Source organism: Candidatus Accumulibacter sp. ACC012 (assembly GCF_907163155.1).
Taxonomy (GTDB): domain Bacteria; phylum Pseudomonadota; class Gammaproteobacteria; order Burkholderiales; family Rhodocyclaceae; genus Accumulibacter; species Accumulibacter delftensis.
This window is the reverse complement of sequence record NZ_CAJQUC010000016.1, coordinates 121,180-136,691: the sequence shown is the minus strand read 5'-3', so window position 1 is coordinate 136,691 and position 15,512 is coordinate 121,180. Positions and strand designations below refer to the sequence as shown.

Annotated in this window: 13 protein-coding genes; all 13 read left to right on the top strand. The window is 61.9% G+C overall.

The annotated features are described in order from the left end of the window. The first annotated feature begins 128 nt into the window (after positions 1-128). The 13 genes from fliW (at position 129) to QZ648_RS16380 (ending at position 15,510) form a co-directional block, all read left to right on the top strand. On the top strand, positions 129-557 hold the full coding sequence (fliW, locus tag QZ648_RS16440) for a flagellar assembly protein FliW (RefSeq protein ID WP_169066971.1): 429 nt from the start codon (positions 129-131) through the stop codon (positions 555-557). A 321-nt stretch (positions 558-878) separates the two neighbouring features. Beyond that, positions 879-2,576: a methyl-accepting chemotaxis protein gene (locus QZ648_RS16435; protein ID WP_291997692.1), complete on the top strand. Its 1,698-nt coding sequence runs from the start codon at positions 879-881 to the stop codon at positions 2,574-2,576. A gap of 93 nt (positions 2,577-2,669) precedes the next feature. Continuing rightward, positions 2,670-3,647, top strand: a complete 978-nt coding sequence (locus QZ648_RS16430; RefSeq protein ID WP_169066969.1) for a chemotaxis protein — start codon at positions 2,670-2,672, stop codon at positions 3,645-3,647. Positions 3,648-3,681: 34 nt separating this feature from the next. Beyond that, positions 3,682-4,620, top strand: coding sequence for a chemotaxis protein (locus QZ648_RS16425; RefSeq protein WP_169067001.1), 939 nt, complete (start codon positions 3,682-3,684; stop codon positions 4,618-4,620). A 154-nt stretch (positions 4,621-4,774) separates the two neighbouring features. Continuing rightward, complete coding sequence (gene cheY / locus QZ648_RS16420) at positions 4,775-5,164, top strand: chemotaxis response regulator CheY (RefSeq protein ID WP_291997691.1); 390 nt, start codon at positions 4,775-4,777, stop codon at positions 5,162-5,164. A gap of 1 nt (position 5,165) precedes the next feature. Beyond that, positions 5,166-6,161: a protein phosphatase CheZ gene (gene cheZ, locus QZ648_RS16415; protein ID WP_291997690.1), complete on the top strand. Its 996-nt coding sequence runs from the start codon at positions 5,166-5,168 to the stop codon at positions 6,159-6,161. Positions 6,162-6,171: 10 nt separating this feature from the next. After that, entirely contained in the window at positions 6,172-8,136 is a 1,965-nt protein-coding gene (locus QZ648_RS16410; RefSeq protein ID WP_291997689.1) for a chemotaxis protein CheA, read from the top strand. A gap of 176 nt (positions 8,137-8,312) precedes the next feature. Next, positions 8,313-9,452, top strand: a complete 1,140-nt coding sequence (gene flhB, locus QZ648_RS16405) for a flagellar biosynthesis protein FlhB (protein WP_291997688.1) — start codon at positions 8,313-8,315, stop codon at positions 9,450-9,452. Then, positions 9,445-11,532: a flagellar biosynthesis protein FlhA gene (gene flhA, locus QZ648_RS16400; protein WP_169066967.1), complete on the top strand. Its 2,088-nt coding sequence runs from the start codon at positions 9,445-9,447 to the stop codon at positions 11,530-11,532. The genes flhB and flhA overlap by 8 nt, the downstream gene beginning before the upstream one ends. Beyond that, complete coding sequence (gene flhF / locus QZ648_RS16395) at positions 11,529-12,917, top strand: flagellar biosynthesis protein FlhF (RefSeq protein WP_291997687.1); 1,389 nt, start codon at positions 11,529-11,531, stop codon at positions 12,915-12,917. Before flhA ends, flhF begins: the two co-directional genes overlap by 4 nt. Then, positions 12,910-13,794, top strand: a complete 885-nt coding sequence (locus tag QZ648_RS16390) for an AAA family ATPase (RefSeq protein WP_291997686.1) — start codon at positions 12,910-12,912, stop codon at positions 13,792-13,794. The genes flhF and QZ648_RS16390 overlap by 8 nt, the downstream gene beginning before the upstream one ends. A gap of 236 nt (positions 13,795-14,030) precedes the next feature. Beyond that, positions 14,031-14,777, top strand: coding sequence for an RNA polymerase sigma factor FliA (locus QZ648_RS16385; protein ID WP_169066998.1), 747 nt, complete (start codon positions 14,031-14,033; stop codon positions 14,775-14,777). Beyond that, on the top strand, positions 14,770-15,510 hold the full coding sequence (locus QZ648_RS16380) for a flagellar motor protein (protein WP_169066964.1): 741 nt from the start codon (positions 14,770-14,772) through the stop codon (positions 15,508-15,510). Before QZ648_RS16385 ends, QZ648_RS16380 begins: the two co-directional genes overlap by 8 nt. The last annotated feature ends 2 nt before the right edge of the window (positions 15,511-15,512 follow it).

Here is a 15,512-nt window from a genome sequence, read left to right as displayed (position 1 = left end):
TGAGTCGCATACGCGACTTTCACATTAAGGCGACGGCGGCTGGCGCTGATCGAATTGCCGCTGCCCGGCGAATGGGGTTAAATGCTGGCTCTTGGCTGCTCGCCGCAGCGGCCGCTCAGGGGGACCTCATGAAAATCGATCTCGAACGCTTCGGGCTGAAAGATGTGCCCGTCGACCCGGACACCGTGTTCACTTTTGCCCAGGGGCTGGCCGGTTTTCCCGACTGTCGACAGTTCAAGATTTTTCACGAAGAAGGCAAGGCGACGGTCTTCTGGCTGCAATCGCTCGACGATGCCGATTTGAGTTTCCCGATCGTGCCGCCGCAGAGCCTGGATCTTGAATACCAGATCGAGCTCTCCGACGCCGACTGCGCCTTGCTCGGTCTCGAAAACGCCGATGACGCGAGCGTGGCGCTGATTGTTTATCGTAACCAGGCGGAAGGCGGGAAGATCGCCGCCAACACGCGCTCGCCGATCATCCTCAACGCGAGCAATCGGCGCGGAATGCAGAAGCTTCTGCAGGACGTTCATCCGACGCTGCTCTACCGCGCACGCTGATCGGCGCGAGCGTGCGACATGCTGGTCAGCGCCGGCGTCGCACCTGCAGGGGCTGTCGGCCTATTCCCGGGCGGGCGTGATCATCGGTGAAGCCACACGTCAGGCGCCTGGCGACTGGCCCGGCCGTCCGCTCGGCGAGGTGTGCGTGCATGGCCGCAAGGCGCCGCTGGCTATCCACGAAGCGCTTGCCCACTGAAGGAATCCTGCTGATTGGCGATGTCTTTGGCTGTTTTTTCGCGAAGGAGCCTAAAGAAGGCTTAGTTCATGCCGTAGCTGTCTCCATGTAACTAGAAAATCGCCAATAACCAGGAGGAGCAAGGAATGGCTGGAGTTGCTTGGAAGATCCGCGCCGTAATGCTGCTTCAGGTGGCTGCGGCGGCGCTGGCCGTGTGGCTGGCGAACAGCGTTCTCGGGGGCGACCTCAAGGCCTGGCTGATGGCTCTCGGCTTTCTGGCGCTGGTCGCGCTGCTGCTCGGCGTGGTCCTTGAGAAAAGCCTGGTCAGCCGTCTGAACGCCTTGAGTGCGGTGATCGCCGGCATGTACGCGGATGGCGACCTGACCCGCCGCGCCGTGGTTCAGGGGAAAGACGAAATAGCCGCCGTGGCGGACGATTTCAACCGCCTGATCGGCAGCTTTGCGACGATCGTCGGCAAGGTGTTGTTCAACTCGGTGGAAGTGGTCAATGCGTCCAAACAACTGATGGGTGACGCCAATCGTGTCGCCTCGGGCTCCAACCAGCAGCGTGACGCGGCTCTGGCCACGGCGGGTGCGATGGGCGAACTGACCGAGAACATGAACCAGGTCAGTAAGAGCGCGAGCGAAACGGCCGACATTTCGGAAACCTCGAGCGCGCTGTCTACCGAGGGCATGAGAATCGTCCATAGCGCTTCGGCGGAAATGGAGCAGATCGCCGCGTCGGTCACCGAGTCGGCGCGGGTGGTTTGCGCTCTCGGCGAGCGCTCGAAGGCGATCAGCGGCATTGTTCAGACGATTCGCGAAATCGCCGACCAGACCAATCTGCTGGCGCTCAATGCGGCCATCGAGGCGGCTCGCGCTGGCGACCAGGGGCGCGGTTTCGCGGTCGTCGCCGACGAGGTACGCAAGCTCGCCGAACGGACCTCACAAGCCACCGGCGAAATCAGCCAGATGATTTCGGCCATACAAGGTGAAACGCAGAGCGCGATCGCCAGCATCGAAGCCGGCAGCGGGCAGGCTCGCAACGGCGCGGAACTGGCGCAGCAGGCAGCGCAATCGCTGGAGCGCATCAACAGCGGCGCGCGGGCAACGATGGAAAAAGTCGAGTCGATCGCCGCTGCCGTGGCCCGGCAGAGCCACACCGGGCAGAGCATTGCCGATCACGTACGGCGCATCCAGGACATGGCCGACACCAACAACGCGGTCGCTGCGGAGACCCTGGTGGCCGTCGATCATGTCGAATGCCTGGCCGAGAATCTCCGCGAAATCAGCAACGTCTTCAAGCTTGGTCCGGCCGGCGAGCAGGCGCTGAGCACGCACGCCCGCATGCCGGCGCTGGTCAGGCAGGCGGCGCTGAGCATTGCGCAGCTCTTCGACAAGGCGGTCGATGCGGGCAGGATCAAGGTCGACGATCTGTTTGACGACCGCTACCAGCCGATCGCCAATACGCGGCCACAGAAGTACAAGACGCGTTTCGACGACTTTACCGATCAGAACCTGTCGCCCCTGCAGGAGAGCCTGCTCGAGCAATGCAAGGCGGCGGTGTACGCGATCAGTATCGATCGCAACGCCTATGTGCCGACGCACAACCGGAAATTCTCGCAGCCGCTGACCGGCAATGAGAAGATCGATTTCGTGAACAGCCGCAGCAAGCGCCTGTTCGATGACCCGGTGGGCAAGCGCTGCGGGGCGCACGAGCAAGCCTTCCTGCTGCAAACCTATCGTCGTGACACCGGTGAGGTGATGCATGACATCTCGGCGCCGATCTACGTCAAGGGCCGCCATTGGGGCGGTTTTCGGATTGGTTACAAGACCGAAGTTTGAGTCGGCTGGCGGCTTCTGCGGGCGGCCGCCCGCGCATGACGCTACGGCGTCAATTGATTTAAGATGCTTGTCGCCATGCGAAGGAAATGAACCATGTCGGATCTACTGAAGAACATTGATGCGCGCACCAAGCTGGCGGGCACCAACAAGCTGGAGATTCTCTTGTTCTCGCTGGGAACCGACGCGCGGACCGGGCGCCAGGAGACATTCGGCATCAATGTCTTCAAGGTTCGCGAGGTGATGCGTACGCCGCCGATCACGGCGGCACCGGAAATGCCGGCAGCGGTCGAGGGCATGGTCAGTCTGCGCGGGGCACTGGTGCCGGTGGTCGATCTGGCACGCTACGCGCGGGTGGATACGCAAGCGCCGCGCTCGATCATGATCGTTACCGAGTATGCCGGCCATACGCAGGGTTTTCTCGTCGCGGCGGTGGACACCATTCTGCGTCTTGACTGGAGTCAGATGCGGGTGCCGCCGGCGATGCTGCTGGCCGAGCTGGGCGGGCTGGTGACGGCGGTCACCGAGTTGCCGGACGGTCGCCTGGTGATGTTGATGGACGTCGAGAAAATTCTCTCGGAAACCACCCGCTACGATGACGAGATTGTCTATCGCAATATCAAGCCGCTCGACAATCCCGAGCTGACGGTTTTCTTTGCCGACGACTCGGCCGTGGCGCGCAAGCAGATCGAACGTACGCTGGAAGCGATGGGTGTCAGATACGTCGCTGCGATCAATGGTCGAGAAGCCTGGAACGAGCTGGAGAAAGCGGCCATGTCGGCGCAGACGGCTGGTCAGAAAGTGAGTGAGCTGATCAGTCTGGTATTGACCGACATCGAGATGCCGGAGATGGATGGCTACATTCTCACCAAGAAGATCAAGTCGGACCCGCGCTTCGTGGGCGTGCCGGTGATCATGCATTCGTCGCTCTCCGGGATGTCGAACCAGCAACTCGGGAAGTCGGTTGGCGTCGACGAGTACGTGCCCAAATTCGAACCGCAGCGCTTGTCGGAGACGCTGACGCGCAGGCTGTTGGGTGATCTTCCGGCGGCGCAGTTGAGCGCGTCGTTGTGAGCCCATCCCGCGACCTCTGGAGCGATCATCAATGATGGATTTGGCAGAACGAAAAGGCCTGCTCGAGGGCATAGACGCGCGGACGAGCGTGGCGGGCTCCAACAAGATGGAGATTCTCCTGTTCTCCCTGGGAACGCGCGAGACGTTCGGGATCAATGTCTTCAAAGTGCGCGAAGTCGGGCGAACGCCGCACATTACCAAGACTCCGAACATGCCGCGCGGCGTCGAAGGCCTGATTTCGCTGCGCGGCAACGTCATTCCGGTGTTGTCTCTGATTTCCTTTCTCGAACACAAGGAACAACCGCGGGAGCACGGCAAGACGATGATGGTCGCCGAGTATTCGAAGCGGACCCTGGGCTTCCTGGTGCACGAAGTCGACCGCATCATCCGTGTCGACTGGGAAAGAGTGAAGGCGCCAGAAAGCGTCTTGTCGAGCAATCAGGGCTTGATCACGGCGATCACCGAACTCGACGATGGTAAGTTGGTGTCTATTCTCGACGTCGAGCAGATCCTGGCCAATGCCTTTGGCGAGGCGCTGATCGTCGATATCCAGCGCGCCAACGTTGCCGATGATGTGGGGATGTTTTTCGCCGACGATTCGATCGTCGCCCGGCGCAAGATTGTCGAGGTGCTCGACAGGCTGGGCGTCAAGCACAAACACGCCACCAACGGTGCGGAAGCGTGGGGCCGTTTGCAGGCCATCGCCGCGCAGGCCAGCCAGAGCGGGGCCAGCGTGCGCGACGAAATACGCCTGATCCTGGTTGATGCCGAAATGCCGGAGATGGACGGTTATGTCCTCACCAAGAACATCAAGGGTGATGCACGCTTTGCAGGTATTCCGGTGGTGATGCACTCGTCGCTGTCGTCCGAGGCCAATCACGCGATGGGCAAGGCGGTGGGCGTCGACGCCTACGTTGCCAAGTTCGACGCGGAGGTGCTTGCCGACACCTTGCGCCCCTTGCTTGAACGTTAAGATGGAAGTCGCGCAAGCGGCTCGCGAATCTCCTTTCTCCCCTCGCGGGAGAAAGGCCGGGAAAGAGGGAAACGGTCATGACTTTCATGATCTGCGGCGCCTCGACATGTCATGACCGTTGAAAGAAGAATCAGGAAAGAACCAGGAGTAGAGAATGGCCGATCCAAAAATGAGAATTCTGGTGGTGGACGATTTCTCGACGATGCGCCGCATCGTCAGAAATCTTCTCAAGGAGCTGAGCTTCTCCAACGTCGACGAGGCCGAGGATGGCGCCATCGCACTGCAGAAGCTGCATGCCGGCGGTGTCGAATTCGTCGTCACCGACTGGAACATGCCGAACATGGACGGCCTGCAACTCCTCAAGGCGATTCGCGGCGCGCCGACGCTCAAACATCTGCCGGTGCTGATGATCACCGCTGAAGCCAAGAAGGAGAACATTATCGCCGCGGCGCAGGCGGGGGCCAGTGGCTACATCGTCAAGCCTTTCACCGCCGCAACCCTCGCCGAGAAGCTGCAGAAAATTTTTGACAAGATGGGTGGCTGAGATGACCGACTTCGATAGCGCGGGTGATTCGACAGAGCTCGAAGCCCTGTTTGACAGCATTGCCGCAGCCGTCACCACGACCGGCACCGCCGCCGCGCCGGCCGCAGCAGCCACACCGTCGCTACTGCAGCAATTGCGCGAAGTCGAAGCCGAGGAGGATGATAGCGACGACTTGCAGGCCTTGTTCGATGCCGTGCTCGCTGCACAAGCGCCGGCCGTTGCGAGCTCGGCTAACGATCGTGTCAGTCGAGATACCCCGGATGATGAAAGTCATGACCGTCCCTCCTCTTCCCCCGGCCCTTCTCCCGCAGGTGGAGAAGGGAGGTTCGTGAGTCGCATGCGCGACTTTCACATTAAGGAGAGCGGCGAAGGTGGCGAACAGGAAAGTGGCAACGAGAAAGTGTTTCAACGCGTGGGTCAAATGGCCCGGCAGTTGCACGACACACTCGGCGAACTCGGCTATCACGAGCTTCTCGGCACGGCCGCTGCCGCCATTCCCGATACCCGGGACCGCCTCAACTATGTCGCCAGCTTGACCGAGAAGGCCGCCTGCCGGGTTTTGAACGCCACCGACATCGCCAATCCGCTGCAGGACCAGCTCGAAGCGAGTTCCGCAGCTCTGGCCGCGAAATGGGATGCGCTGTATGCCAACCAGATGGGGGTCGAAGAGTTCAAGAAACTGGCCGACGACACGCGTGCCTTCCTGAAGCAGGGTTTGCCGCAGCACACCGGCGCGACCAAGGCACAATTGCTCGAGATCATGATGGCGCAGGATTTTCAGGACCTGACCGGGCAGGTGATCAAGAAGACCATTGCCGTGGCGCAGGAACTGGAGGCGCAACTGATGGGCGTGCTGATCGAGACCATGCCTGGCGAGCGGCGCACCGAATCGGTGATGAGTCTGCTCAACGGGCCGGTGATCAACGCCGAAGGGCGCAGTGATGTCGTCGCCACGCAGCAGCAAGTCGACGACCTGCTCGGCAGCCTGGGCTTCTAGGAGATGCAAAATGAGTGATTTTGCCGGGATGGAAGACCTGCTGCAGGATTTCCTGCAGGAAGCCGGTGACCTGCTGTCGGATGTGGACAACAAGCTCGTCGATCTCGAGAGACGTCCTGACGACAGTCGTTTGCTCAACGACATCTTTCGTGGCTTTCACACCATCAAGGGTGGCGCCGGCTTTCTCAACGCCGGCGAACTGGTGAAGCTTTGCCACTTGACCGAAAACCTTTTCGACAAACTCAGAAATGGCGAGGAGACGCTGACGCCCGAGTTGATGGACACCATCATGGCGGCGACGCAGGGGGTTCGCAACATGTTTGGCGAGATCGCGCAGGGGACGCAACCTGACCCGGCGCCCGCCGCAGTAAGCGCTCACTTGCGCGCCGCACTGGCAGGGCCGGTCGCCGCGCCGGTCGACACCCCCGTGCCTGCGCTCATGGCCGGCAAGGCGCCGACGGCGCCAACTCCGGCCGAGGGTGCTGCCGCCGGCCCCGACTGGCAGCTACTGCACCAGGCTCTGGTCGGCCGGCAAGCGATGGCGTCGGCCGCGACGGCACCGTCGGCCGCTGTTTCGCCGTCGCCTGCCGCGGCGGCCATCAGCGCGCCGCGACCGCGGACCAGGACGGCAGTGGACGCAGCCCGGATGCAGCCACATTTCCCGCCGGAAGGCCGGCGCAGCACCGATAAGCCTGGCGCCGTCGCCAGTGCGGCGCCTGCCGGCCGGCGTGGCGAAGAAAAGGCGGCCGTTCGCGAAACCACCATTCGTGTCGATACGGCACGCCTCGACCAGGTGCTCAACCTGTCGGGAGAGATCGGCCTCACCAAGAACCGGCTGACCAGCCTGCGTGCCGACATTCTCGCCGGTAGAACCGATTCCGAAACGCTGCAGGCCCTCGATCAGGCGGTCAGCCAGCTCGACCTGCTGGTCTCCGACCTGCAAAACTCGGTGATGAAGACGCGCATGCAGCCGATTGGCCGCCTGTTCCAGAAATACCCACGCATTGCCCGCGATCTGGCGCGGCAGTTGGGCAAGGACATCGAGCTGGAACTGCTGGGAGAAGAGACCGAAGTCGACAAGACGATGATCGAGGATCTGGCCGATCCTTTGGTCCACCTGATTCGTAACGCCGTCGATCACGGCGTCGAGACGGCCGCGCAGCGGCAGGCGGCCGGCAAGCCGGTGAAGAGCGTCGTTCGCCTCGAAGCGCGTCAGGAGGGGGATCACATCGTGCTGATCATTGCCGACGACGGACGCGGCATGAGCCCGGAGAAGATTCGCGCCAAGGCGATTGAAAAAAACATCATCAGTGAAGAAGAAGCCAATACGCTCGATGATCGGCAGAGCCTGAACCTGATCTTCCTGCCCGGTTTTTCGACCATGGCGCAGGCCTCGGCGGTATCGGGCCGCGGCGTCGGAATGGATGTGGTCAAGACCAATATCCAGAAGCTCAACGGCTCGATCGAGATTCGCTCCGAGCCTGGCAAGGGATCGGTGTTCAGTATTTCGCTGCCCTTGACGCTGGCCATCCTGCCGGTGCTCCTGGTGCTTCTGGGTGAGCAGCCCTTCGCCCTGCCGCTGTCCATGGTCCGGGAGATTCTGCCGATCGACCACGAGCGAATGCAGGAAGTGGGTGGCAAGGAGACGGTCGTCGTGCGCGGTGAGATCCTGCCGGTGATCGCGCTATCGCGCCTGCTCGGCTGGCCGCAGCTGCGGCGCCCCGAGTATGGCGTCCTGATGCAGACCGCCGAGCGCAGCTTCATTCTCGCGGTCGACAATTTTGCCGGTCGTGACGATGCGGTGATAAAGGCACTTGACGACTTTCGTCCGCGCGGAGTGGCGGGCGTGACGACGCTGTCGAATGGGCAGATCGTGCTGATCCTCGAGATGAAGGAATTACTCAGCGATTTGTCGGCCAACAACGACCGCGAGGCGCGCAGCGCACCGACCAGAGCGCTCGAATTCTTCGCGTAAACATGTGCATCAGCAGGTGTTTTCTTTTTGGGGGCTACGGCCCCCATTTTTTTGTGCGTCAGCAACAAGTGTTGCTGACGCGCCACTATTCGAGAATTGGCCTAAATAAAGCCTCTTACATCCCTATTTAATATAGTTTTTTCCTATAATAGCCTCGAGACCACTGGGAGCTCGAAATGGCTGAGGAAAGCGACCTCGAAAAAACCGAAGCAGCATCGTCAAGGCGCTTGGAGCAGGCGCGCGAGGAGGGGCAGGTTCCGCGCTCGCGGGAGATTGGCACCTTCCTCGTTCTGATGGTTGGCGCGGCGGCGTTCTGGCTGATGGGGCCGTGGATGGTTCAGCGGGTGTCCGGGTTTTTTCGCCGCGGTCTGGTGCTCGATCACGACCTGGCCACTGAGCCGACACTGATGCTGGTTCGCCTGGCAGATATTTCGCTCGACGCCTTGCTTTCTTTCGCACCGCTGTTCGCGGCGCTGATCGTTGCCGCGCTACTGTCGCCGTTTTTCCTGGGTAGCTGGAACTTTTCGCCGAAAGCACTGCAGCCTGACTTGAGCCGTCTCAATCTGCTCAAGGGTCTGGGGCGCGTGATCTCGTGGAACGGCCTGGTGGAACTGGTCAAGGCCGTGGTCAAGTCGTCGCTGGTTGGGGGTGTCGCCGTTCTCGTGCTGTGGAACGAGAGTGGCGATCTGCTGGCGATGTTTGCGCAATCGATCGAGCTTGCTCTGGCCAGCGCGGGCCATTTGCTCAGCTTCAATTTTCTGGTCATCGTTTCGGCCATGCTCTTGATCGTTGCCGTCGACGTGCCGTTTCAGATCTGGCAATACCACGACAAACTCAAGATGACGCGTGCGGAAGTCAAGAAGGAAGGCAAGGAGCTGGAAGGCAATCCCGAAGTCAAGAGCCGCATTCGTCAGCTGCAGCGCGAGGCTGCCCGCAAGCGCATGATGTCGGCGGTGCCGGCGGCCGATGTGATCGTCACCAACCCCAGTCATTACGCGGTGGCGCTGGCTTACAAGACCGGCATGGGAGCGCCGAAACTGCTGGCCAAGGGGATGGGTGAGGTGGCGCTCAAGATTCGCCAGATCGGCGCGGAGAATGCTGTTCCGACTGTCGAGGCTGCGCCCCTGGCGCGCGCGCTTTATCGTCACGGCGAACTCGACCAGGAGATACCTGCCGCCCTTTACGCGGCGGTCGCCGAGGTGCTGGCCTATGTCTACCAGCTGAGCAGCTGGCGCGCGGTGGGCGGCATCTATCCGCTGCCGCCGCGAGAAATCGCTGTTCCGGCCGAACTCGTCCCGGAGGCCGCGCATGGCTAACGCCGGCGCCATCGTGCTGCAGGATCTCTTCGCTCGTTTCGGGCAGCGGCAGCTCGCCGGTCCGCTGCTGATCCTGGCGATCCTGGCGATGATGGTATTGCCTCTGCCACCGTTTGTGCTGGATCTCTTTTTTACTTTCAATATTGCCATTTCGGTGATCGTCATGCTGGTTGCGATGAGCGTGATGAAGCCGCTGGATTTCTCCGTCTTCCCGACCGTGCTGCTGGTTACCACCCTCCTGCGCCTGTCACTAAACGTTGCCTCGACGCGCATCGTGCTGCTTGAAGGGCACACCGGGCCGGGCGCCGCGGGGCAGGTCATCGAAGCCTTCGGGCATTTCCTGGTTGGTGGCAACTATGCTGTCGGCTTGGTGGTGTTTACGATTCTGGTGATCATCAACTTCGTGGTCATCACCAAGGGTGCCGGTCGGGTCGCGGAAGTGGCGGCGCGCTTCACTCTGGATGCCATGCCCGGCAAGCAGATGGCCATCGACGCCGATCTCAATGCCGGCCTGATCGGTGAGGACGAGGCGCGCAAGCGCCGCGCAACGATTGCTGAAGAAGCGGATTTCTTCGGTTCCATGGACGGGGCCTCGAAGTTCGTCCGTGGCGATGCGGTCGCCGGCATTCTGATCATGTTGATCAACGTCGTCGGCGGGCTCTTCGTCGGCGTCCTGCAGCACGACATGGACATCGCGGCGGCGGCCAAGACCTACACCTTGTTGACCATTGGCGATGGCCTGGTGGCGCAGATCCCGGCGTTGATCATATCGATCGCCGCCGGCATGGTGGTGACCCGCGTCGGCGACGACCAGGACGTCTCGCAGCAGTTCATCGCGCAGCTTTTCAAGAATCCCCGGCTGATCTTTCTGAGCGCCGGGATCATTGGTCTGCTGGGCCTGATTCCGGGCATGCCGAACTTCGTTTTTCTGCTCCTGGCCGGTGTTTTGGGGGCCATCGCCTGGCGGATCGAGAAAGGCGAGCGGGTCGCCGCACCGCTACCGGTTGCCGCCGCACCAGTTGCTGCCCGGGAAACTCAGGAGGCGAGTTGGGCCGACGTCACGGCGCTCGACATCCTCGGGCTGGAGGTCGGCTACCGCCTGATTCCTCTGGTCGACAAGGCGCAGGACGGTGAGTTGCTGCGCCGCATCCGCGGTATTCGCAAGAAATTTGCCCAGGAAGTGGGCTTCCTGGTTTCCCCGGTGCACATTCGCGACAACCTGGAACTGAAACCGAATGCCTACAAGATCTTGCTCAAGGGCGTCGAAATCGGCGACGGCGAAGCTTTCCCCGGGAATTTGCTGGCCATCAACCCCGGTCGCGTCGCCGGCGAGGTACCGGGAACGGTGACCAAGGATCCTGCCTACGGCCTGCCGGCGGTGTGGATCGAGATGGCTTTGCGGGAGCAGGCGCAGGCCTATGGATACACCGTCGTCGATGCCAGCACGGTGACTGCGACGCACCTCAATCAGCTGATTCTGTCGCACGCCGCCGAGCTTCTCGGGCGCCAGGAGACGCAGGCTCTGCTCGATCACCTGGCCAAGGAGATGCCCAAGCTGGTCGAGGACGTGGTGCCCAAGCTGCTGACCCTTGGCGTTTTCCAGAAAGTCTTGCGCAACCTCCTCGAAGAGGGGGTGTCGTTGCGCGACATGCGCACGATCATCGAAACCCTGGCCGAAGCGGCGCCGCGCTCGCAGGACGCGGAAGTGCTGACCGCACACCTGCGCATTGCCCTGGGTCGTTCGATTGCTCAGGAGCTGTTCCCGGGAGGGGCTGAAATGCAGGTGATGTCGCTGGATCCGCAGCTTGAGCGGATTCTTCTCCAGGCGCTTGGCGGTGGCGGCGATGGTGCCAGTATCGAACCAGGTCTGGCTGATACCCTGCTACGTGAGGCGGTCGCGGCGGCGCAGCGGCAGGAAGAGGTCGGCTTGCCGACCGTGCTGCTGGTTCCCGGAAATCTCCGCACGCTGCTGTCCCGCTTTCTGCGTCGGAGCATCCCGCATTTGAAAGTGCTGGCGCACGGCGAAGTGCCTGAAAACAGAACCATCAAAGTTACCTCGATTATTGGAGGCAAGGTATGAACGTCAGGAAATTCATCGCCGCGACCGCGCGTGACGCATTGCGCAAGGTCAAGGAGACGCTGGGGCCCGACGCGATCATTCTCTCCAATCGTGGGATTCCCGGAGGTGTCGAGATCATGGCGGTTGCCGCCCGCGACATGGAGATGATCGTTCCGACCGCCGAGCGCGAGCCAGGGCCACGTCGCAAGGAGCTTGCCCCAGGTCCTTCGCTCGAGCCGCTCGGCGAGCGCCTCGCGGCCTCGCGACAGGCGCCGGCGTCGGCCGCGTCAGCTACCAGTGCCCCGCAGCGGGCACGCCTTGGACAGCCGCCGCCGCGGCCGTCGCCGCCGTTGTCGGTGCGCGCCAGGCCGCAGGTCGATCTGCCACGAGCAGCGCCGCCGAATGCCCTGCCGGTGAAAGCAGAAGTCGTTCCGGCGGCCGTAATCGACGAGATTCGCTCCTTGCGAAAAATTGTCGAGCAGCACCTGGCCGGTTTTGCCTGGGGCGAATCGGCGCGCGCCGAGCCGGTGAAGACCGAGATTCTTCGCCAGTTGCTCGACGCCGGCTTTTCGCCACAGTTCGCCCGCGACTTGCTTGCCGATCTGCCGCGCGATCTCGATGCCGCACAGTCGCTGGCCTGGGTCAAGGGAGGGGCCGATCGAGGCCTGCTGACCACCGACAGCGAGAGCGATATCGTCGACCGTGGTGGGGTCTACGCACTGGTCGGGCCGACCGGTGTCGGCAAGACCACCACCACCGCCAAACTCGCCGCCCGCTGCGTGCTGCGGCACGGCGCCAGGAAGCTGGCGCTGGTAACTACCGACGGTTATCGGATCGGCGCGCACGAACAGCTGCGCATTTATGGGCGGATTCTCGGCGTTTCGGTTCATCTGGCCAGGGACACCGCCGACCTGCGTGCGACGCTGCAGGATCTGCAGCACACGCATATGGTGCTGATCGACACCATGGGCATGAGTCAGCGCGATCGGCTGGTCAGTGAGCAGGTGGCGATGTTCGTTGATAACGACGTCAAGTCGCTGCTGCTGTTGTCGGCGACCAGTCGTGGCGATACGCTCGACGACGTGATCAAGGCGTATAACGGACTGCAGAACCTCGCCGGTTGCATTCTGACCAAGGTCGACGAAGCCGCGAGTCTGGCGTCGTCGCTCGATGTCATCATCCGTCATCGCCTGCGCCTGTACTACGTCTCGAACGGGCAGCGCGTGCCGGAAGACCTGCACCTGCCCAATCGCCCTTATCTGGTGCACCGTGCTTTCAAGGATTTGCCGGACAGCTCGCCGCATCGTCTTGCTGGCCTCGAGCCAGGCCTGATGATGGCCAGCGCCGCAGCCAACGCGGCCCACACGACCAAGGTCGTTTCTGCCGGAGGAGGTCAGCGTGCTTAATCTGCGCGGCGATCAGGCGGCTGGGCTGAGGCGTCTCTTCGGCCGCCCGCGGCTGCGTATCGTCAGTTTCGCCGCCGGCAGCGTCGGTGTTGGCAAGAGCGTTTCGGTGGCCAACCTGGCGGCTTGCCTGGCCCGTCAGGGCAAGGAAGTGCTGGTCGTCGACGAGAACAGCGACGACAGTGTTGCCGCCTACTACGGCGTCCTCGTGCGCCACGATCTGCAGCAGGTGGTGCGTTGCGAGAAGCCATTGTCCGAGGTGATTCTTTCGGTGGCGCCAGGGGTCCGCGTTCTGCCGGCGGCGAAGGTGGTCCAACGGCTCGCGACTCTGAGTGCTGCCGAGCAGCGCATCCTGCTCGATAGTTTTGGTCAGATTGACCGACCGGCCGACATCGTTCTCGTCGATACCTCGCTTGATCATCCGCTCGGCTTTTCGCCACTCGGCCTGGCGGCGCACGATACGGTCATTGTCGTCTCGCCGAACGGGGCGTCGATTACCGACGCCTACGCGCTGATCAAGAAAGTCAGCCTGGGCTATGCGCGCAAGCACTTTCGCATTCTGGTGAACAAGGCGCGCAACGCGAGCGATGCGCAGGCGGTCCATGACAACATTGCCGCGGTGGCGCACAGTCGCCAGCTCGCCCGTCTTGATTATGCCGGTTACGTACCGCTCGACGAGTCCCTGCGGCAGGCCTCCCGGCTCTGCCAACCGGTCGCCGCGCTGTTTCCGGAGGCGCCGTCAGCAATGGCCTATCAAAATGTGGTCAGCGAACTGCTCAACTGGCCCGGCGGTGACGCCGATGCCCGCGGCCTGGAACATTTCGTGCAACAACTGCTACACTTGAGCCAACGTATCGACCCCACAGCTATCTACGCCTGATCGCTCTCTGCCAAACGGTCATGCCTTCTAGCTCCCCCTGATGATGAATGTCATGACCACTTCCCTCACTTGCAGTGTGCACTCCGGCTTGCCCGCCGGAATCGCCCGACGGGCAGGAAACCTGTTCCTCGAATTCCTCATCTCACTCATCTCACTCATCTCACGCTCCGCTCCTTTTCGCGCACGACGGAGAACGGCGAGTCGTGAGTCGCGGACGCGACTTTCACGGTAGCTGCATGTATAACGCCGTTGGTCAGATCAACAGGGAGCAGCTGGTCGAGCGCTTCGCGCCAATGGTCAAGCGCATCGCTTGCCATCTGATGGCGCGCCTGCCGGCCAGCGTTCTGCTCGACGACCTGGTGCAGAACGGGATGCTCGGCCTGCTCGACGCGATTGGCCGTTTCGAGGTCGGTGTGGGAGCACAGTTCGAAGCCTACGCGGTGCAGCGGGTACGTGGCGCGATGCTCGACAGCCTGCGCGAGAACGATTGGTTGCCACGCAGTTTGCGACGCAGCTGTCGCCTCATCGAGGCGACCATCACGCAGCTGCAACAGCAAACGGGGCGCGCGCCGACCGAAAAAGAGCTCGCCGACGCTCTCGACATGACGCTGGCCGACTATCAGAAGATGCTGCAGAGCGCTCGCGGGCACCAGTTGGTTTATCTAGAAGACCTGATCAGCGAAGAGGGTGAGGATTTTCTGGAGCGTCATCAGGTTGAGGAGAATAGCGATCCGGCGCAGCTCTTCGAGGACGAGAGTACCCGTCAGGCGCTGGTCAAGGCGATTGCCGATCTGCCCGAGCGGGAAAAGCTGATGATGGCGCTCTACTATGAGCAGGATCTCAATCTGCGTGAAATCGGGGAAGTGATGGGCGTCAGCGAATCACGCGTTTGTCAGCTGCACAGTCAGGCCGTGATGCGATTGCGTACGCGCCTGGCTGGCGCCGTGGACAAGAAGCGAAAGAAAATCGACAAGAATGGATAGGACCAGTGTTCTCGGCTTGCTGATCGGCGTGCTGGCGATCGTCGGCGGGCAAATCCTCGAAGGTGGCCACGTTGGCTCCTTGTCGCAGCCGACAGCGCTGCTGATCGTCGTTGGCGGTACCCTGGGGGCGGTCATGTTGCAGAGTCCGTATGCGACCTTCGTGCGCGGCATCCGCATGGCGAAGTGGGTTTTTCGCCCGCCAGTTTCGGATCCGCAGCAACTGATCCAGCAAATTGCCAACTGGAGCCAGGTGTCGCGGCGTGAGGGCTTGCTGGCACTCGATGCGCTGGTCAATGAGCTGTCGGACGAGTTCACCCGCAAGGGATTGCAGCTGCTTGTCGACGGTGCCGAACCGGAGCGCCTGCGTGAGGTTCTGGAGGTCGAAATAAACACCTTCGACCAGGAAATGAAACTCTCGGCCAGAATCTGGGAGGCGGCTGGCGGTTACTCGCCGACGATCGGCATCCTCGGCGCGGTAATGGGTCTGATTCACGTGATGGAGAACCTGTCCGATCCGTCCAAGCTTGGCGCCGGCATCGCCGTGGCTTTCGTGGCCACGATCTACGGCGTCGGCCTGGCCAACCTGGTCTATCTACCGATGGCCGGCAAGTTGAAGGCGCACATCAATCGCATGATCACACAGCGCGAAATGATCGTCGACGGACTGGTCGGTATCGCCAATGGTGATAATCCACGCATCATTGAAAGCCGCCTGCGCGGCTATATCTTCTAGAC